General features: G+C 42.0%; 19 protein-coding genes. 12 read left to right on the forward strand and 7 right to left on the reverse strand.

Translation table 11 applies throughout. The features are described from left to right. Window positions 1-394: 394 nt before the first annotated feature. A complete protein-coding gene (gene trhO / locus ACFSMW_RS12925; protein ID WP_390356231.1) occupies window positions 395-1,375 on the reverse strand; it encodes an oxygen-dependent tRNA uridine(34) hydroxylase TrhO in 981 nt (326 codons plus the stop codon). A 351-nt stretch (window positions 1,376-1,726) separates the two neighbouring features. Between trhO and ACFSMW_RS12930 the strand changes: the two genes are divergently transcribed. From ACFSMW_RS12930 to ACFSMW_RS12960, 7 genes are all read left to right on the forward strand, one after another. Further along, window positions 1,727-2,374, forward strand: a complete 648-nt coding sequence (locus tag ACFSMW_RS12930; protein WP_390356444.1) for a response regulator transcription factor — start codon at window positions 1,727-1,729, stop codon at window positions 2,372-2,374. Further along, the gene (locus tag ACFSMW_RS12935) at window positions 2,374-3,486 is read left to right on the forward strand and encodes a sensor histidine kinase (protein WP_390356232.1); all 1,113 of its coding nucleotides are present in this window, start codon (window positions 2,374-2,376) and stop codon (window positions 3,484-3,486) included. Before ACFSMW_RS12930 ends, ACFSMW_RS12935 begins: the two co-directional genes overlap by 1 nt. Before the next feature lie 2 nt (window positions 3,487-3,488). After that, the gene (locus ACFSMW_RS12940; RefSeq protein ID WP_390356234.1) at window positions 3,489-4,406 is read left to right on the forward strand and encodes a Gfo/Idh/MocA family protein; all 918 of its coding nucleotides are present in this window, start codon (window positions 3,489-3,491) and stop codon (window positions 4,404-4,406) included. A gap of 144 nt (window positions 4,407-4,550) precedes the next feature. Then, window positions 4,551-5,489: an ABC transporter ATP-binding protein gene (locus ACFSMW_RS12945; RefSeq protein WP_390356236.1), complete on the forward strand. Its 939-nt coding sequence runs from the start codon at window positions 4,551-4,553 to the stop codon at window positions 5,487-5,489. A gap of 20 nt (window positions 5,490-5,509) precedes the next feature. Further along, window positions 5,510-6,631, forward strand: coding sequence for an ABC transporter permease (locus tag ACFSMW_RS12950; protein ID WP_390356238.1), 1,122 nt, complete (start codon window positions 5,510-5,512; stop codon window positions 6,629-6,631). Further along, window positions 6,632-7,777 (forward strand): ABC transporter permease, encoded by a 1,146-nt coding sequence (locus tag ACFSMW_RS12955; RefSeq protein WP_390356240.1) that lies wholly within the window; start codon window positions 6,632-6,634, stop codon window positions 7,775-7,777. 184 nt (window positions 7,778-7,961) lie between these two features. Beyond that, the gene (locus ACFSMW_RS12960; protein WP_390356242.1) at window positions 7,962-8,918 is read left to right on the forward strand and encodes an LCP family glycopolymer transferase; all 957 of its coding nucleotides are present in this window, start codon (window positions 7,962-7,964) and stop codon (window positions 8,916-8,918) included. A gap of 48 nt (window positions 8,919-8,966) precedes the next feature. Here the strand turns inward: ACFSMW_RS12960 and ACFSMW_RS12965 are convergent, their stop codons facing one another. Continuing rightward, window positions 8,967-10,430, reverse strand: coding sequence for a PH domain-containing protein (locus ACFSMW_RS12965; protein WP_390356244.1), 1,464 nt, complete (start codon window positions 10,428-10,430; stop codon window positions 8,967-8,969). Between the two features lie 5 nt (window positions 10,431-10,435). After that, window positions 10,436-10,927, reverse strand: a complete 492-nt coding sequence (locus ACFSMW_RS12970; protein ID WP_390356246.1) for a PH domain-containing protein — start codon at window positions 10,925-10,927, stop codon at window positions 10,436-10,438. A gap of 315 nt (window positions 10,928-11,242) precedes the next feature. On the opposite strand from ACFSMW_RS12970, the gene ACFSMW_RS12975 reads away from it, so the two are divergent. After that, window positions 11,243-12,133 carry an NAD(P)-dependent oxidoreductase gene (locus ACFSMW_RS12975; RefSeq protein ID WP_390356248.1) on the forward strand — a complete coding sequence of 297 codons (891 nt, stop codon included), beginning with the start codon at window positions 11,243-11,245 and terminating at the stop codon, window positions 12,131-12,133. A gap of 80 nt (window positions 12,134-12,213) precedes the next feature. Here the strand turns inward: ACFSMW_RS12975 and ACFSMW_RS12980 are convergent, their stop codons facing one another. The 4 genes from ACFSMW_RS12980 to cspD all read right to left on the reverse strand — a co-directional run bounded on the left by ACFSMW_RS12980 (window position 12,214) and on the right by cspD (window position 13,643). Then, window positions 12,214-12,522 (reverse strand): hypothetical protein, encoded by a 309-nt coding sequence (locus tag ACFSMW_RS12980; protein WP_390356250.1) that lies wholly within the window; start codon window positions 12,520-12,522, stop codon window positions 12,214-12,216. Beyond that, window positions 12,515-12,832, reverse strand: a complete 318-nt coding sequence (locus ACFSMW_RS12985; protein ID WP_390356252.1) for a hypothetical protein — start codon at window positions 12,830-12,832, stop codon at window positions 12,515-12,517. The genes ACFSMW_RS12980 and ACFSMW_RS12985 overlap by 8 nt, the downstream gene beginning before the upstream one ends. After that, complete coding sequence (locus tag ACFSMW_RS12990; protein ID WP_390356254.1) at window positions 12,799-13,203, reverse strand: class I SAM-dependent methyltransferase; 405 nt, start codon at window positions 13,201-13,203, stop codon at window positions 12,799-12,801. Before ACFSMW_RS12990 ends, ACFSMW_RS12985 begins: the two co-directional genes overlap by 34 nt. A 242-nt stretch (window positions 13,204-13,445) precedes the next feature. Continuing rightward, window positions 13,446-13,643: a cold-shock protein CspD gene (cspD, locus tag ACFSMW_RS12995; protein WP_390356256.1), complete on the reverse strand. Its 198-nt coding sequence runs from the start codon at window positions 13,641-13,643 to the stop codon at window positions 13,446-13,448. Between the two features lie 558 nt (window positions 13,644-14,201). Between cspD and ACFSMW_RS13000 the strand changes: the two genes are divergently transcribed. The 4 genes from ACFSMW_RS13000 (at window position 14,202) to ACFSMW_RS13015 (ending at window position 18,226) form a co-directional block, all read left to right on the forward strand. Continuing rightward, complete coding sequence (locus ACFSMW_RS13000) at window positions 14,202-14,369, forward strand: GNAT family N-acetyltransferase (protein ID WP_390356257.1); 168 nt, start codon at window positions 14,202-14,204, stop codon at window positions 14,367-14,369. A gap of 257 nt (window positions 14,370-14,626) precedes the next feature. Beyond that, window positions 14,627-15,373 carry a DeoR/GlpR family DNA-binding transcription regulator gene (locus ACFSMW_RS13005; RefSeq protein ID WP_390356258.1) on the forward strand — a complete coding sequence of 249 codons (747 nt, stop codon included), beginning with the start codon at window positions 14,627-14,629 and terminating at the stop codon, window positions 15,371-15,373. 1 nt (window position 15,374) lies between these two features. After that, complete coding sequence (gene pfkB / locus ACFSMW_RS13010) at window positions 15,375-16,304, forward strand: 1-phosphofructokinase (RefSeq protein WP_390356259.1); 930 nt, start codon at window positions 15,375-15,377, stop codon at window positions 16,302-16,304. Beyond that, window positions 16,304-18,226: a PTS fructose transporter subunit IIABC gene (locus tag ACFSMW_RS13015; protein WP_390356261.1), complete on the forward strand. Its 1,923-nt coding sequence runs from the start codon at window positions 16,304-16,306 to the stop codon at window positions 18,224-18,226. Before pfkB ends, ACFSMW_RS13015 begins: the two co-directional genes overlap by 1 nt. Window positions 18,227-18,361 lie beyond the last annotated feature (135 nt).

The following is an 18,361-nucleotide window of genomic DNA, read 5'->3' on the forward strand; positions in this document are numbered from 1 at the left end:
AGCGACTAGCCCAAAATCTCTGATATATCTTCCGTTAGAAACGGCTGCCAATTGAAATAGATAACCACTGCAAGGTAAGTCAACAAAATTATGATACCTCAGTACTACTTACCAGACTGCATAGCTAGCGAGCCAAAAAATCTTTTGAATAAACGCGCAGGCTAAAGTTGAAATGGCAGCATGTAATCGGAAGCAGGATGTGCTGGAAACTAATGCCAGCATTACCGCAAAGCCATTTTTTTTGAGAAACAAGGATTTCAGTTGATGTGAAAGCAAACCGACAAAAGAAGCGGCATTGCAATTGCACTCACAAATTATATATGTGCCCAAAAACTGTCGCAGCAGCATGAAAGCGGACCAGGCAGTCATCACAACTGTCTGGTCCGCTTATGCGTTATATGGCTTCTTGCTTATTTTTTTCTTCTTCTGCAATAGCATCCAATCTGCGCTGCACTTCTTCATCTGACAGATTGTGCTCTTTCACGTACATATTTATTGGGCTAACTCTGCATTCATGTGAGCAGCCGCGCATATATTTATGCTCGTTTTCCTCCGAGCAAAGCATTTGTCTGTTACAATCCGGGTTGGCACAATTGACATAACGTTCACATGGCTTGCCGTCAAAATAATCGACCCCAACGACAACATGTTCCTTCCTGTTGATCGGTACGGAAAGGCGCTCATCAAACACATAGCATTGGCCGTCCCATAACTCACCTTGTACTTCGGGATCTTTTCCGTATGTCACAATACCGCCATGAAGCTGATTGACATCTTCTATGCCCTCATCCATCAGCCAGCCGGTGAATTTTTCACAGCGGATACCGCCAGTGCAATATGTCAGCACTTTTTTTCCTTTTAATTCATCTTTATGTTCCTTGATCCATTCTGGCAGGTCGCGGAAAGAGGCGATATCGGGGTTGATAGCTCCGCGAAAATGGCCCAGCTCATATTCATAATCATTTCGTGTATCAAGGATGACAGCATCTTCTTCCTGCATCGCCTTGAAGAATTCTGAAGGTGACAGGAATTTTCCAGTTTTTTCAATTGGGCTCACGGCATCATCCAAGCGAAGTGTTACAAGCTCAGGACGATGTCTGACATGCATTTTTTTAAATGCGTGTCCGTCATGCTGATCGATTTTAAATGGCATATCGGCAAAACGTGAATCGCAGTGCATTGCATCCATATACTTTTGTGTCTGTTCCATGGTACCTGAAACGGTTCCGTTGATTCCTTCATGTGCTACCAATATACGACCCTTCAAGCCTAGATTTTTACAGAATTTGAGATGTTCTGCTGCAAAGCCTTCGGGATCTTCAAGAGGTACGAATTTGTAATACAGCAGCACCTGATAATTATTTGTTTCTTCCATGTTGGTTCCCACCTATTCATTTATATTTGCAAGATACAAATGGATGTAGGTATATTCATTTTTTATCCTTGCAACAGTTCATTTTAGCATGTTTTACGGGTTTTCTCCACTCGATTTGAAAAAAGACGAAAAATATCCATTTGCATTATCTGATATAATCGAATCAAACCTTCAAGGGGATGAGCATACATAGTTGCGATAAAGATTGCGAGCGTACGAAATGCATCTTAGCGGATTCCAATCAACATTTTGGCGAAATAGCATGTTTTGCATTATATTTACTTCATATAGTGTGAACGACGCACTGATGATCAAGACGAAAAAAGGATGTGATGGGAAATGTCCGAAGTCATGCCAATCAAAGTGATCATTGCAGACGATAATTCATTTATACGCGAAGGGATGAATATCATCCTGTCCACTTATAAAGATTTCCAAGTGCTTGCCATCTTAAAAGACGGTCAGGAAGCCGTGGACTATTGCATGAAGCATGAGGTGGATATTGCTTTGCTGGATGTCCGTATGCCTCGGATGAACGGTGTTGAAGCGACCAAACTGATTACAGAAAAAACCAAAACGAAACCAGTCATTTTGACAACATTTGATGATGATGAATATATCCTTGGTGCCATCCAAAACGGTGCGAGAGGTTATTTGCTCAAAAATAACGATCCAGAGCGGATCCATGATGCTTTAAAAAGTGTTTATCATGGCACTGGCATCATTCAGGATGTGATGTTGGAAAAAATTAAATCCACTTTGGCAAACAGACAGAATACGAAAGAAGAGCCGATGCTGGATTCATCGAAATTCACCGAACGAGAATTGGAAATCATGTCCTATATCGCTAAAGGATACGCCAATAAAGAAATATCTGAGAAAATGTACATATCGGGCGGAACAGTAGCAAATTACATCACATCCATCTTAAACAAAACGGGATTGAAACATCGTACACAAATTGCTGTCTATTATCTGACAGGGAAAGTTTACGACTGATGGAACGCTGGTTGATTTTTTGCAAAATGACGCTTATTTTCTACATCATTTTGCAAAGTATCCCGAGTCATGTACAAGATATACCCTTGGTGGTTTTTCTGCTTTTATTGTATATATGTCTGAATCTGTGCACGTCTATTTTGAGAAAAGCCGTCTTCATTCGATTGTGCATCTTGCTCTCGGTATTGCTGGAAGTGGCGGGGTATGTTTATGCCAATCCATTATTCATTTTGTTTTTGCCATTATCAATGCTGGAGCTTTTGGAGCTTTACGTAAAACGTCATTGGGTGCGCTTACTATTGGTACTGGGTCCTGTGTTTTATCTCAGCAGAGAACTCCAAGCGTTATATCTTCTTATAGCAGTGTTTGTTTTCATGTTTCATACCATGGGGTCTCAGTTTGCACAAAAAATACGCACCGGCGAAGCTGCTATGGATGAATTACGGCTTACACAGCAACAATTGATACAGCGTATCCAGGAAAAGGATATCTATGCAAAGCAATCCGAATATATGCTTAAATTGGAGGAAAGAAACCGTATTTCACAGGAAATCCATGATGATATCGGGCATGCCATAACGGGAGCGCTTATACAAATGGAAGCCTCCAAAGCGATGCTGAAACTGGACCAGGATAAGGCGGAGGAGTTACTGCAAAATGCGATTGGCATCACAAAAGAAGGGATTGAGAGCATCCGGCTGACGTTAAAAAATATGAAACCTGCAACAGAGCATGTAGGCATCAACCGTCTCAAACTGTATATTGATGAATTCGCCGCAAAAAACAGTATAAAGACAGCAATAACATATCAAGGTAATCTCGATGTCATCCTTCCTATCCAATGGAAAGTTATAGCGGAAAATATGAATGAGGCATTGACAAATGCCATGAAATACAGTGATTGCAGCAAAATCGCTGTAGATATTACGGTGTTGAATAAGCTTATTAAAGCAGAAGTGAAAGACGACGGAAGCGGTGCGGGGAAAATAGAGAAAGGATTGGGGATCATCGGGATGGAGGAAAGGACGGCTTCTATCGACGGTAAAATAATTGTTGATGGAAAAAACGGATTTTCCGTCACTACCCTGCTCCCGATTTTGAAGGAGGTATAGCAATGGAAAATATCCGTGTAGGTATCGTCGGACTTGGTGGTATTGCACAAAAAGCATATTTGCCGATTTTAACCAAAGAAACAAACTGGACATTAGTAGGTGCATTCTCACCAAGTGTCCAGAAAAGGGATCGTATCTGCAGACAATATCGGATGAATAGCTTTGCCAGTCTGCAAGCGTTGGCAAGTGCATGTGATGCTGTTTTTGTACATAGTTCCACGGAATCGCATTTTGAAGTAACATCGACGCTTTTGAAAAACGGCATTGATGTGTATGTGGATAAGCCCTTGGCACAAACGACAGCTCAAGCCGAAAAATTAGTAGCATTAAGTGAGAAGACAGGCAGAAAAATAATGGTCGGTTTTAACCGCCGTTTTGCACCGTGTTACCTGGAAGCGAAGGTAAAAATACATGATGCAGGCTCCGTCCATATGGAAAAGCATCGATTAGCTGGAATTGGCAGGAATTTAGCTTTTACAATCATGGATGATTATATTCATTTGGTGGATACCATCCGGTGGCTGGCAGATGGTGATTTGAAAGTTGCATTTTCTTATATGAAAACAAATGAAAAAGCGCAGTTGATTCATGCCCATCATTTGTACAAGGCAGATACACAAACGTTGTATTCCACTGCCATGCACCGCAGCGCGGGTACTAACCTGGAGCGACTGGAAATAATTATGGATGGATCCGTAATCAGAGTGAAAAATATGACCTTGTTGGAAGAGGAGCGTGAAGGTACTGTGACAGCAACAGCAGCTGGCTCATGGGAACCTATCACGAAATTGCGCGGATTTGAAGGAGCTGTGAGTCATTTCATTGCCAGTATACAACAAGATACGCAACCAGTTTCCAATGCCCTGGAAGGTTGGAAAACACAGCTGTTAGCAGAATCGCTGCTGTCAGATAAGTCCTGATGTGAAGAAGTACCATAAAAAACAACTATACCAACATGAAAACATGAAATATTTCATATGGGATGATGAAAGAATGCACTTATATCGGTGTGTTCTTTTTTTTATAATAAAAATAGATTCAAATTGATGAAAAGGGTGAAGCGGATGAATATCCTGGAAATAAAAAATCTGGCAAAAAAATTTGGTGACTTTATTGCGGTAGACAACATGTCGTTATCCTTGGCGGAAGGAGAAATATTCGGATTCCTCGGATCAAATGGTGCAGGTAAAAGTACGACCATCAACATGATCACTGGATTGATTCGTAAAAATCAAGGAACGATAAAGTTTTTGGGAAAAGATAGTGCAAAACATGCAACATTTATGAAGCGAAATATTGGCATGGTACCACAAGAGATTGCGATATATGAGGATTTGACAGCGTACGAGAATGTCCATTTTTTTGCTGGATTATATGGATTTCGGGGAAAGGAATTGCATGAACGTACATTGGAGGCGCTGAAATTTGTCGGTTTGCTGGAGAAACAAAAAAACTTCCCGAAGAAATTTTCAGGAGGAATGAAAAGACGGCTCAATATTGCCTGTGCTTTGGCGCACCGTCCAAAACTCATCATCATGGATGAGCCAACAGTCGGTATCGATCCACAATCCAGGAATTATATATTAAACTCAGTCCGAAAACTGAATGATATGGGTTGTACAATTATTTATACCAGTCATTATATGGAAGAAGTCGAGGAAATTTGCAGTCGTATTGCTATCATTGATCATGGCAAGATTATCGCGGAAGGCACGAAAGAACAATTGAAATCACTAATTACGAATAAAAAATTGATTGAGATTGAAGTAAGAACGACAGAAGGCATCAACCTTGCTGACATCAAAGCTATCCAAGGCGTTGCTGACGTCCACTGTACCGACAATAAGATCCAGATTCACACGGATTTTGGGATGAACAATTTAAATCATATTATCGCCCACTTCATCCATCATGGTATCGACATACGGTCGCTGGATGAAAAAGAACCAAATCTGGAAACGGTGTTTTTAACACTGACAGGTCGAAACTTGCGTGATATCTAAATCGAAGGGAGGAGAAAAGGATGAAGATGTTACAAATTACCTGGAAGCAAATAAAGCATGACTTTCGGGACATCAAGACATTTGTGTTCATGGTGGCATTTCCCATAGTGTTGATGCTGGTGCTTGGATCTGCTTTAAGCGGCGCTTTTGACTCCGAAAAAACAATTGGCGACGTCCACGTCTTGTATACGAGCACAGCAGATGAACAAACAACCAATGCATTTAAAGACTTTGTGAAAGCAACAGGGAAGTCAGGCATCCACTTTAAGGAAGCGGATTCCAAATCTGCAGCTGAAAAGCAGATAGAAGACGGTAAAAAAGATGCTTTTCTGCAGGTGAGAACGGATGGCATGCAGCTGGAAATCAATAAGTCAGACAGTTTGGAAGCGAGCATATTGCAAGGTACGCTGGCTGCTTTTGTAAAACAATATAATCTTGGATCGGTTATTGCAAAGGAAGTCCCTGAAAAACAAGCATCTCTATTTGCAAACAAGGAAAAAGAAGATTTTATTAAAGAAAAAACAATCACAGGTGATAAACAGCCTGGTTCCATGGATTACTATGCCATTGTGATGACCACCATGATTGCATTATATGCAGCTATCTCAGCCAGCTTTTTAATCACAGCTGAACGCACACGTCATACAGCTGACAGACTGATGATTGCCCCTGTAAAGAAATCAAACATTTTTGCCGGGAAAGTATTGGGGAGTATTGTCATTAATGCAGTCTGTATTGCTGCTGTAGTCATTGTTAGTATCGTTGCATTACATGCGAATTGGGGGAGCCATCCGGGGCTTGTCTCCCTGTTGTTATTGTCCGAAATCATTTTTGCAATCAGTTTTGGACTGGGAATAAGCTATATGACAAAAACGCCGGCTGCGGCCAGGGTGATTATTATGACTGTTGTGCAAGTGGCTTCCTTTTTTGGCGGGGCATATTTCAAGATTGATAATCCAGAAGGTTTTATGAAAATCCTGACGAACTTATCGCCATTGACATGGGAAAACGACGCGGTGATCAAAATGGTTTATGCGAATGATTTGTCAGCATTATTTCCTGCTATAGGGTTCAATATCGGTGCGGCTTTGCTGTTCATGCTGATTGCATCTGTTATATTCCGCAAAAAGGAGGGAATGTAGATGAAGAATGTACTATGGCTAATGAAAAAGACCCTGACGGTAACGTTCAAAAGCAAGAAAAATATCCTATTGTACCTTTTTATGCCTATGATTGGTATCATCGTCGCGTTTGTAGCATACGGAGACCAAAATTCGCAATCTCTTTCCATTGGAATTATCGATCATGACAGACAGCCAATCACAGCTGAAACGATTGATTATTTAAAACAAATGGATCATGTAGATATGAAGGTATTAAAGGATAAAGAAATGCAGGATGCGCTCACCTCAGGGCATATTGATGGGGCCATCACTTTTGATCATGGGTACGCAGATAGTATCTTGGCACAGAAACCTGCTCATGTGACCATCACCTCCATTAAAGGGGAAAGTGTGACAGGGTTTGTCAAGTCGATGCTCTATCAATATATGGACCAATTGACTGTTCTTAGTGAGGCGGCGGATGGAGATACTCACAAATTCACTGCGTTATACAAGGATTATCAGCAAGCGGAATTTCAGTTGCAGACAACAGCAGTGGAAGATACTTCTGTCGATAAAGGAATGACATATACGGCAGTAGGCTTCTTGATCATGATCATGTTGCTCTCTGCAAGCAATCTTGCGGAAATCATATTGAAGGAAAAAGAAGAACGTACCTACTTTCGATTGCTGTCAACGCCGATTACAGCAAAACAATTCATGATAGCCAACACGCTGGTGAATCTCATGGTCATGATTGTTCAGGCAATGCTGACGCTATTGATTTTGACCAAGGGATTTGATATCAGTTTAGGTGTAGTTTTTTGGAAGGCAGCTGTCGTGATGATCTTGTTCGCATTGATTTCTGTAGGATTGTCATTGACCATTGTTGCTTTCTCCGGCAGCCGCAACGCAGTGTCTGCCCTGTCCAATTTGATTATAATGCCGACCGTTATGCTCTCTGGATGTTTTTGGCCGGTCGAAATAATGCCAAAAACAGCACAGAAGATATCTGAATTTCTGCCACAACGATGGGCCTTAGAAACATTGACACAACTGCAAGAAGGCAGCAAAATAGGTGATTTGTATTTGAACTTTCTGATTCTCATCGCATTCGCGCTGGTCTTTTTCCTAATCGCAACCTATAAATTCAGCAGAAACAATAACATAAACAGTTTCTCCTGAATACACCGGCAGCGGGGACAGTTTCCCACCACACTATTGCTTTTATGCTTTAGTGAGGCAGGGGAATGTCCCCTTATTCGACATAAAAAAATTCATCTCGAGGGTTTTCTTATTTTGGAAAAGTGATATAATAGGCAGGAAGTACTGCAATTCACTACTAATCTATTAGAATTGGGGTAGAATCATGGAACAAAAGAGAGCAAGGCGCAGACAGCGCAAACCGAAACGTATGTGGAAAAGATTTGTGATGTTGATTGTTCTGCTGGCGGTTGTCGGGGGATCGCTATATGCGTTTTCGATATATAGCAATGCAAAAGGTACTGTCAATGGAAAAATGCATAAAGATGTGTCTGCCATCGATACGTCTGTGGCGAAGCAAAAACTGAAGGCCGGCAAGCCGCTCAATATACTTTTGCTGGGAGTTGATAAGCGCCCTGGTGACAGCGGACGTTCCGACGCACTAATGGTGTTGTCGCTCAATCCGAAGAAGGATGAAATGAAATTAATCAGCATTCCGCGTGATACACGGACTGAAATCGCCGGAAAAGGGACAATGGATAAAATCAACCATGCTTATGCTTTTGGCGGAACGGATATGTCTGTTGCCACTGTAGAAAATATGTTTGACATGGATTTGGATTACTACGTTGAAGTAAATATGCAAGGGCTATCGAAACTGGTAGATACAATTGGCGGTATCACTGTCGATAATCAGATTGATTGGTATGACGAAGGCTATTATAAAAAAGGTTTCCACTGGACCAAAGGTAAGCTTCATTTGGATGGCGAACAGGCACTAGGCTATGTCAGAATGCGCCACCTGGATCCTGAAGGAGACTTTGGCCGGACGAAGCGCCAGCGTATGGTTATCCAAGCCATTGTTGATAAAGGGGCCAGCATTGCTTCAGTGGGGAAAATCAATAGCTTGATTGACGTGCTTGGCAGTAACATGACTACCAACATGGACTTTGCAGATATGAAAACACTTCTGCTTGGTTATAAGAATACCCGCAAGCATTCAGAAAGCTATATGCTGCAAGGTACGGGACAAAAAATCAACGGTATTTATTATTATGTCGTTCCAGAGACTGAACTGCAGAAAGTAAATGGCATGATAAACGGAAGCAAATCTGATTCTTAATAAAAAACCTGCATACTGCTTTTTTATCGAGCAGTATACAGGTTTTTTTCATGCTTTCAAGCGAATATCTTCACCGCGTTTTTCGTACCAATCCATTAACGCCTTGGCGACAGTTTGCGTCACATCATGTAATGTTTCTTCGTGAATCGGCGCGGCTCGATTCACAGTATGGACGGTCACGAGTCCAAATATTTTTTGATATAATGACTGAGTAATTTCCATTTCAACCAGGTTTTTGCGTGATGTCATGAATTGTTCACGCCATAACCCCTTCTGTTCCACAAGTATCATAGATGCATCAAAACTATAGCGGGTATTTCGATAATTAAAATACCGATAGGCATACTGCAGTATAAACAAAATTGGCGAGATATACCAAAACGATTTGAAAAACAAGAAGATAGCTGCAGTAACTACGAGCCAGAACCAAGGCAAACGAAGCATACGAACCTTCAGCGCTTTTGGGGGCAGACGGTGTGATGATTCAGGCATGGTAAATTGCGGCAGCAGTTCTTGGATGATTGCCATTGCTTTGTCACTTGGCAAATATGGATAAAGGGAATTGATTTCTTTGTCGTCATCTGCATCTTCATCGCTTCCAGCGATAACTAACTTAACCTCCAACAATTGAAAGATTCTTTTCCAAGGAGGCTGCAGGATACGGACAGCCTGGACCCTGCTTTTGCGGATAGAAAAAGAACGCTCATTCAAAACCCCTTTGCGAATATAAATGTACGCTTCGTCTGATGCAATTTCATAATTGCCATATGTTAAATGTGTCTTGATCATTCCAAAAGCGACTGCAGCAATGATCAGCACAACAATGAGAAGGGCCATCCACCAATAGGAAGCGGATATACTTTCCCATATGCCTTCTGCTTTTTCGTCAACATGGAAAACCTCATCAGCCTGTTTGAAAATTGTCAGCAAAACCGGGATGAGCGCGAGAAAACTAAAAGATAAAAACGATGCTTTTCGCAGATCCTTTTTTGTCGGCCAGTAGTGAACTGTCCGGGACATATTTTCCTTATTAGCAGGAGTATCTGTTCTTTCTGCCAGATCTTGTGGTGCGGCAGGTTCACTGATACGTCTTTCAATTTGCGCCGCCTCGGATTTGCCAACCGCCTCAAGTTTTACGGTAGCATGATCCCCGCTGGCATTCGTTTCCAATGCGAGAAAAACCACACCAAAAGGCTTGTAATAAAATGGGATCTTTCTTTGTATGTTCTGTATATTGGTAATTGGTACCTTGCTCGTTTCCTTTTTGAACAGCCCCCGTTGTATGTGTACGGTATCCTCTGACAAGCTGTAAGTTGTTTTTCTCCACGCAATATAGACAGAGAATATTCGCCAAATCAGATAGGCAATCATCAGCCATCTGGCACCTCTGTAAAAAATAGATGTATCATTCATATGGATGATAAAAAGAAAAAAAAGGGGGAACAGCGAATTACGCAGCGTCAAGATGTAAGAAAAAACCATCTTCATCGGATGCATTCGTTTAGCTTCCATATCGCTCAGTCCTCCTCTTCAACCTTTGCATATGCGGCGATTTCATCTCTTAATTGGCCGGCATCCCATGATTTGATGGCCGGAATGGCATGCGCAGAGCGGATGGTCTGTATGGATATCGTATTTAAATCATGCCTGCGAAAAAGGGGGCCTTGTTTCAGCTCTACAAATTGGACCTTGGTCATCGGTATAACTGTTTCTTTTTTTACCCAGATTCCTTTGTGTATCCGCACAAATTCTTCACTAATGGAAAATCGCCAGCTTTTTTGCAGATAAATGGGTTGAAATCCAATTTCCCAAACAGAATTCAGGACGACTAGAGCAAGCAGGACACAGAATGTAACGCCAATCCATGTATACCAATTGAAATAATAACTTGCTCCAATAAGTGCCGACAAAATAACTATCGAAATAACACTTTCAATGATATTGGTCAGTCGCCATACACGAATGGCGTCTTTGGAAATGTTTTGATATGACGTATTTATCGAAGCCATGCAAAAACCTCTTTCTCTGGAATCTATCTTTACATACGATGAAAACGGAGAAAAGTTTCAGACTTATATCGATGAAAGAATGCGGATGAACATGGAGTCTCTTTAACAAGATAGTCAACGAAACTGACAAGATAAACCTTGGGATATACAAGATAACAACTCGATCACAAGATAATGTTTCAAATCAATCAGATAACCCCGATGAAACAGTTCCTCCTAATTTCCAGCAATCCCCTATCACCATACTCACAATTATCAAATTTTCTTACAGCAGGGAAAGCGTGATATAATGAGGACAGTATACAGAATATTTTAATGTTAAGGGAGTGGGATTCATTGACTGAAAAACCGATTATAGGATTCGTTGGAGCGGGAGTTATGGGAAAAGGAATGGTTTTAAATTTGATAAAGGCGGGCTACCCTCTGCATCTCTTTACGAGAACGAAAGCAAAAGCTGATCCGCTCATTGAGGCGGGGGCAGTCTGGTATGACTCTGTCGCTTCCTTAGCTCAATCGTCCGATGTCATCATTACGATTGTCGGCTATCCAAAAGATGTCGAAGAAGTCTATTTTGGGGAGGCAGGCATCATAGAAAATGCGGGAATAGGCACTTATATCATTGATATGACTACCTCCAAGCCTGCTCTTGCGGAAAAGATATTCACCGAAGCACAGGGAAAAGGGATACATGCAATGGATGCCCCTGTATCCGGCGGAGATGTTGGTGCTAAAAATGGACAGCTGACAATTATGGTTGGTGGGGAAGAGGTAGACTTCCAAGCTGTCCTGCCAGTTTTTCAGGCAATGGGAAGTAACATCGTTTTGCAAGGTCCTGCAGGTGCGGGGCAGCATACGAAACTCAGCAATCAGATTACAATTGCTTCCAATATGGTCGGGGTTTGTGAAGCGATCATATATGCCAAAAAGGCCGGACTGAATCCAGACAGTGTCCTGGACAGTATCACAGCAGGAGCAGCCGGAAGCTGGTCATTGTCCAACTTGGCTCCGAGGATGATCAAAGGCGACTACGCCCCTGGTTTCTACATCAAGCATTTCATCAAAGATATGGTGATTGCTTTGGAGTCTGCTGAAGAAATGGGACTTGATCTGCCGGGTCTTTCGCTTTCTTTGAAGCTTTATAAGGAATTGGCCGAAAAAGGTGAAGCGGATAGTGGAACCCAGGCCTTGATCAAGTATTTTCAGTAAACTGGATTGGCAAAACAATATGGCAAAAGGAAAAAATATTGCCAAAGTAATACGGATGGCCGCTGTCGTCTCATACAGCTTTATCGTTGCTGCTGTTCATATGCTGCTATAGCTTCGGTGATGACAAAAGCAAGGTCATCGTTGCCGAACAGTTGGAGTACGTCCAATAGAAGCTGGTCGGGTATCGGATCAGCTTCTATTTTTTCAACTGTTTGTTCGATTGCTTCAGATAAGGCATCGTTCTTCCCTTGGCCGGGATATGCTTGTGAATAAAGTGTTACTGGATTTAAATCATGATTGATACACCATTGTGCAAACAGCAGGATCATTGTTTTTTCATCATTTTGATAGTTTTGGATCACTAGTTTTTCGATCTCATTTTCATACATTTGTTTCACCTGACTTTCTTAGACAGAATACCCACATAAACGAGAGGGCCTGTTTTAAAGGCACGGGCAAAGAAGTGTAGTGCTGTTGTGTCACTTCTTTCTTATACACCCCGAACTCATCGATAGTCACCATCCCGAGTTCCTCTGCCATTTTAGCAAATTCCCACGGTATCATCGTATGACATAAAGCGTCTTTGCCTTGTAAGCGTGGGTAACTGTTCGAACGTGGACCAGCTGTGGGACCGAGCAGCCCGACAAAAAGCAAACCACCTGCTTTTAATATCCGTATCCATTCCTGCAAAACTTCCAATGGATTCTCCGTCCATTCCAACATATTGATTGCCTGAACGTTGCGAATGCCCCCTCGCCAAAAGGAAGGCTGCGTGCGTCAGCTTCTTCAAAACGTACATTGTGATGGGAAATACGCTGCTTGGCCAACAAAATCATTTCATTGGAAAGGTCGACACCTGCAACTTGAAAACCAGCTTCCGCCAATTTAAGCGTCCCATAACCATCACCGCAGCCGATATCCAGCAATGGTTCTGATTTGTCAGCGTACTGTTTGATAAAAGGGATGATTTTTTTGCGGCTGCCGTGATCCCACATATTGCAGCTCCGCTCATTCCAAAAGTTTGCGCTTTGATTCCATTGGGTTTTAACCGCTTCATCAAATGCCGCCAAATTATTTCCCCCATTTTTAAATTGAATGTTGTATACGTACGAATGAACTGCGGGATAAACAGCCCCATATAAAGCAAGTATACCATGGTTGAAGCTAGGATTGCTCGTTCTGGAAAGCCGTTATCGCAGCATCAGGCCTAGCTAGCTCCCGGAGAATAAGGAGCCTTGTTGAATCATTCTCTCTTGTATACAAAAAAAGGACTATCCCGTAAGAGATAGGCCTTTTTTAAAAATCATATCAATTATGCTTTAACAACGTTAGCTGCTTGTGGTCCACGGTTACCTTCAACGATTTCAAATTCAACATCTTGACCTTCTTCAAGAGTTTTGAAACCTTCAGATTGGATAGCGGAGAAATGTACGAATACATCGTCGCCATCTTCGCGCTCGATGAAACCAAAGCCTTTTTCAGCGTTGAACCATTTTACTTTACCAGTCATTTAAATGACCTCCTTATTCAAATCTGCAAAGTAATTGAATCCCGAATACTTTTACACCACTTTGAATAAAAGAGATCGTAAAGTATTGCTTAATCAATTTCCTTTTGCTTATTATACTTTACCACGTTTTCATGAATGAATGCAAGTATATATTGGTTTTTCTTTAAGAAATTTTGCCTTTTCTGTCTGCATACCACTGATTATTTTGATGCGAAAAGCGTGAATGATACCTTGAATATAAAAAATATGGTACAATTTCAAAAAAATGTTGGGGGATTTAGAGATGAAATGGTATTTTAAGCACTTCAATGAACTCACTAATGAAGAGCTATATGACTTGTTGAAAGCAAGACAAGACATTTTTATATTAGAACAGCAATGTATTTATCCCGAATTGGATGATGATGACCAAAAAGCAATACATATATTTTTAAAAGTGAATGAAGAGATAGCCGCGAATGTCAGGGTTTTTCCGAGTGGCATTCGTTTTGCAGAAGCGTCGATCGGGCGAGTACTGGTCGTTGAAAAGTTTCGTGGACATGGTATGGCCGTGAAATTATGGATGTTGCGATCAATTATTTGGAAGAGAATTTTGCAGAGAGAAAAATCAAGATCCAGGCTCAGGAGTATTTGCATCGTTTTTACGGTTCATTGGGGTTCAAGCAGGTTTCCGAACCTTATTTAGACGATGGTATTTTACATATTGACATGCTCAGAGAAAAATGAATATATGCAAATAGGGTGCAGTTGAACCGGAACATGTATTGTTCCGGCTTTTTGATTTTCCGATGAGAGAGATGAGCAAACCTTCACAGGAGTCTGAACTCTCTCTTGCAAGATGGATCAAACAGAATGCATTGCAGTTTATTTTCCTGCAAACAACATATTGGATGTTTTTGAATGATAATGAATGAAATTGGTTGATTTTGATAAAAAATTGTTTTACAATAAAAATAATAAAAAAGCAGGGGTGTGTGTTCACTATGCTTACAGAAGAACGGTATAACTTGATTTTACATACGTTGAAAGAAAAAGAAACAATCAGTATACAACATATTATCTCCAAAACTGGAGCATCTGAATCGACAATACGCCGCGATCTGAATGACCTGGAGGTCCAGGGGAAGCTGAAAAGGATTCATGGCGGTGCGAGAAAAATTGAATCGATGTATGACGAATCAAGCATCATTGAGAAAACAACCAAAAACCTTCATGAAAAACAGCGCATTGCTGCATATGCTGCCTCACTTATTCATGAAGGAGAATGTATTTTTTTGGATGCAGGTACTACGGTATTGCAAATGATTCCATTTTTGGAAAACAAAAATGTATACGTTGTAACAAATGGGCTGACCCATATTGATTTGCTCGATCAGCATGGAATCAAGACATATTTGACCGGAGGGATGATGAAAACGCGTACAAGCGCCTTGATAGGTACGCAGACGATTGAATCGCTGGAGAATTACCGATTTGATAAATGCTTCCTGGGAACAAATGGTTTTGACCCTACCTCGGGCTATACGACTCCGGATCCCGAGGAAGCAGCTGTAAAAAAGAAAGCACTGCAATTGGCGAAAGGGAGATACGTTGTCGCAGATCACGAAAAATATAAACGCGCGACATTTTCGAAAATAGCTGCTCTTTCAGAGGCTGTGCTAATTACCAGCCAAATGAAGGAGGAAGATCTTGCGGTTCTGGAACAACACACTGAAGTAAGGAGTTGCTAGTATGATTTTTACTTGTACCATGACACCATCTGTTGACTACACGACTTATTTGACCGATTTCACTGCTGGAACGATCAATCGCAGCAATGAAGTTTATTATTACCCGGGAGGCAAGGGAATCAATGTTTCACGTGTGTTAAAGCGGTTAGGCATTGCGAACACGGCTTATGGATTTATCGGAGGCTTCACCGGGGATTTTATTCAAGGATATTTACAGAAAGAAGGCATTCAAACGGACTTTATAAAAATCCCGGATACTACTCGTATCAACGTAAAAGTGAAAGCAGACACAGAAACGGAGTTGAACGGTCCTGGTCCGGAGCTTTCGGAGAAAAACCTGGAGGCGTTAAAAGAAAAAGTGGACTGCCTGCAAAAAGGTGACTGGTTCGTCTTAGCTGGTCGTTTGCCTGAAACAGCAGACAGCTATTTCTATGAAAAAATTGCTGCCATTTGCCGTAAAAACAGTGTACCACTGGTACTAGATACTTCCGGACCGATGTTAAAACGCCTTATTAACGAAAAGCCTTTTCTTATTAAACCGAATCTGGAAGAGCTTGGTGAGTTATTTGATGTGTCAATTACTGACAAACAGCAAGCGATTGGTTATGCGAAAAAGCTCCTCGATACAGGTGTTTCTCATGTTGTTGTTTCCATGGGGGGAGATGGAGCGATACTCATTTGTAGGGAAGGTGTGTTTTTCGCACAGGCCCCGAAAGGAAAAGCTGTGAATACTGTAGGAGCAGGAGACTCTCTGTTGGCCGGCTTCCTGGCGGCCTATGTAAAAAGCAGCGACATACGGAGCGCCTTACAATATGGCGTTGCCAGTGGCAGTGCAACTGCTTTCGCAATCGATCTTTGTGAAAAAAAGCATGCAGATATATTAGCGGAAGAAGTGATCGTGATGAAACAAAATGAAGGATGTGAAGCGTAATGAAAATCACCGAACTTCTTAAACAAGATACAATTATTTTAGATGTACAAGCTGATTCTAAGGAAGCAGTATTGGAAGAACTGATTGATAAATTGGATCAGGCAGACAAACTTCGTGATAAAAAAGCCTATGCCCAAGGTATCTGGGCACGTGAAAAAGAGAGCACCACAGGTATCGGAGAAGGGATTGCCATCCCACATGCGAAATCAGAGGCTGTTAAAACACCGGCGATAGCCTTTGGACGTGCTCAAGAAGGAATAGATTTCTATTCGCTGGATGGCCGGCCAGCTTGCTTGTTTTTTATGATAGCGGCTTCAGAAGGTGCGAATAATGAACACTTGGAAGCACTATCCCGGCTTTCGACCTTTTTGATGGATAACACTTTTCGTGAGAAATTATATGCAGCTGGCACTGTAGAGGAAATTCTGCATGCTGTAAATGAAAAAGAAGCGGCAGTGGAAGCTGCTGAAAAGCCGCAGCAGAATAGTGAGGGCAAACCCGCTGTTGCCCCGACTGATGTTCCGTCATATCAGATTCTTGCCGTAACAGCATGTCCAACTGGGATTGCGCACACATATATGGCAGCGGAGAAATTGCATGAAGTGGCGAACGAAAAAGGAATCACCATCAAAGTGGAAACAAATGGCTCCAGTGGTGTGAAAAACCGATTAAGTGACAAAGAAATTGATGAGGCAGATGCGATAATTGTTGCTGCGGACACCAAAGTTGAAATGGCGCGTTTTCAGGGAAAACCACTTATTGAGGTTCCTGTTGGCAAAGCGATCCGCGATGCGTCCGAACTGTTGGACAAAGCTGTGAGCAAGGATGCACCAATTTACCAGCAAAATGGAGAAAAAAATGAAAACACTGCTCAATCCGAACGTTCCGGATTTTATAAGCATCTGATGAACGGCGTTTCCAATATGCTTCCATTCGTTGTCGGCGGCGGTATTTTGATTGCGATTTCTTTTTTTTGGGGAATCAAATCAGCTGATCCGAATAGTTCACAATATAACGCATTTGCCGCGATGCTGAATGAAATTGGCGGTGGAAAAGCATTTTTCCTGATGGTACCTGTGCTTGCCGGATTTATCGCCTCTAGTATTGCGGACCGTCCGGGCTTTGCCCCTGGTATGGTCGGTGGTTTAATTGCCATTACCGTTACCGGTGTAGAAGGTGCTGATGGTGGTTCAGGTTTCCTTGGCGGTCTGATTGCGGGATTCCTTGCTGGTTATCTGACATTGTTTGTGAAGAAATCATTTGAAAAATTACCAGATGCTTTAGAAGGCCTGAAGCCAGTATTGTTCTATCCGCTGTTTTCCATAGCATTGACTGGGATCATCATGATGATGATCAATCCGCCTTTGACGAAAATATATACCGGCTTGACGAGCTTTTTGCAGGGGATGGGTGATACGAACCAGCTGCTTGTAGGTATTGTCATAGGCGCAATGATGGCAGTTGATATGGGGGGGCCGATTAACAAAGCAGCCTATACATTCGGGATTGCCATGCTGGATGCGGGTAATTACACATTCATCGCCGCTGTCATGGCTGCTGGCATGGTACCGCCGCTCGGACTTGCATTGGCAACCACACTTTTTAAAAAACGTTTTACCAAACAGGAAAGAGAAGCGGGAAAAACAGCATACGTTCTCGGGGCCTGTTTTATTACCGAAGGTGTCATACCATTTGCAGCAGCTGACCCATTGAGAATCATTCCTGCAACAGTTGCGGGAGCTGCGGTGACTGGTGGCCTTTCGATGCTGTTCGATATTGGCTTGCGAGCACCACATGGCGGCATTTTTGTAATTGGTTTATTAGAAGGTGGTGTCAGCCGCATACTGTTGTATTTGCTGGCAATTGCAGTCGGTGCGGTTGTCACCGCCATAGTCGCCGGGGTGCTCAAAAAAAGTAAATAGAAATTCCTTTAAGTGCAAGCAAAAACCAATGCTTGCGCTTTTTTTTATAGCGGACCAATCTCCCCATAAATTGTCAAGAATCAGGTTTACCGTTTGAAGCATAGTATGATTAGCACCTATTTTTTTATTCTCTTG

This window comes from Tigheibacillus halophilus, assembly GCF_042683165.1.
Classification (GTDB): Bacteria; Bacillota; Bacilli; order Bacillales; family Amphibacillaceae; genus Tigheibacillus; species Tigheibacillus halophilus.

Coding starts and splice junctions, on each gene's coding strand:
- ACFSMW_RS13000 (WP_390356257.1), top strand. CDS start 14,202: ATGGATGTTGCGATCAATTATTTGGAAGAGAATTTTGCAGAGAGAAAA.
- ACFSMW_RS12955 (WP_390356240.1), top strand. CDS start 6,632: ATGAAGAATGTACTATGGCTAATGAAAAAGACCCTGACGGTAACGTTC.
- ACFSMW_RS12950 (WP_390356238.1), top strand. CDS start 5,510: ATGAAGATGTTACAAATTACCTGGAAGCAAATAAAGCATGACTTTCGG.
- ACFSMW_RS12945 (WP_390356236.1), top strand. CDS start 4,551: ATGAATATCCTGGAAATAAAAAATCTGGCAAAAAAATTTGGTGACTTT.
- ACFSMW_RS12980 (WP_390356250.1), bottom strand. CDS start 12,522: ATGTATGAAAATGAGATCGAAAAACTAGTGATCCAAAACTATCAAAAT.
- ACFSMW_RS12970 (WP_390356246.1), bottom strand. CDS start 10,927: ATGGCTTCGATAAATACGTCATATCAAAACATTTCCAAAGACGCCATT.
- ACFSMW_RS12935 (WP_390356232.1), top strand. CDS start 2,374: ATGGAACGCTGGTTGATTTTTTGCAAAATGACGCTTATTTTCTACATC.
- ACFSMW_RS12940 (WP_390356234.1), top strand. CDS start 3,489: ATGGAAAATATCCGTGTAGGTATCGTCGGACTTGGTGGTATTGCACAA.
- pfkB (WP_390356259.1), top strand. CDS start 15,375: ATGATTTTTACTTGTACCATGACACCATCTGTTGACTACACGACTTAT.
- ACFSMW_RS13015 (WP_390356261.1), top strand. CDS start 16,304: ATGAAAATCACCGAACTTCTTAAACAAGATACAATTATTTTAGATGTA.
- trhO (WP_390356231.1), bottom strand. CDS start 1,375: ATGGAAGAAACAAATAATTATCAGGTGCTGCTGTATTACAAATTCGTA.
- ACFSMW_RS12975 (WP_390356248.1), top strand. CDS start 11,243: ATGTTAAGGGAGTGGGATTCATTGACTGAAAAACCGATTATAGGATTC.
- ACFSMW_RS13005 (WP_390356258.1), top strand. CDS start 14,627: ATGCTTACAGAAGAACGGTATAACTTGATTTTACATACGTTGAAAGAA.
- cspD (WP_390356256.1), bottom strand. CDS start 13,643: ATGACTGGTAAAGTAAAATGGTTCAACGCTGAAAAAGGCTTTGGTTTC.
- ACFSMW_RS12960 (WP_390356242.1), top strand. CDS start 7,962: ATGGAACAAAAGAGAGCAAGGCGCAGACAGCGCAAACCGAAACGTATG.
- ACFSMW_RS12930 (WP_390356444.1), top strand. CDS start 1,727: ATGCCAATCAAAGTGATCATTGCAGACGATAATTCATTTATACGCGAA.
- ACFSMW_RS12965 (WP_390356244.1), bottom strand. CDS start 10,430: ATGGAAGCTAAACGAATGCATCCGATGAAGATGGTTTTTTCTTACATC.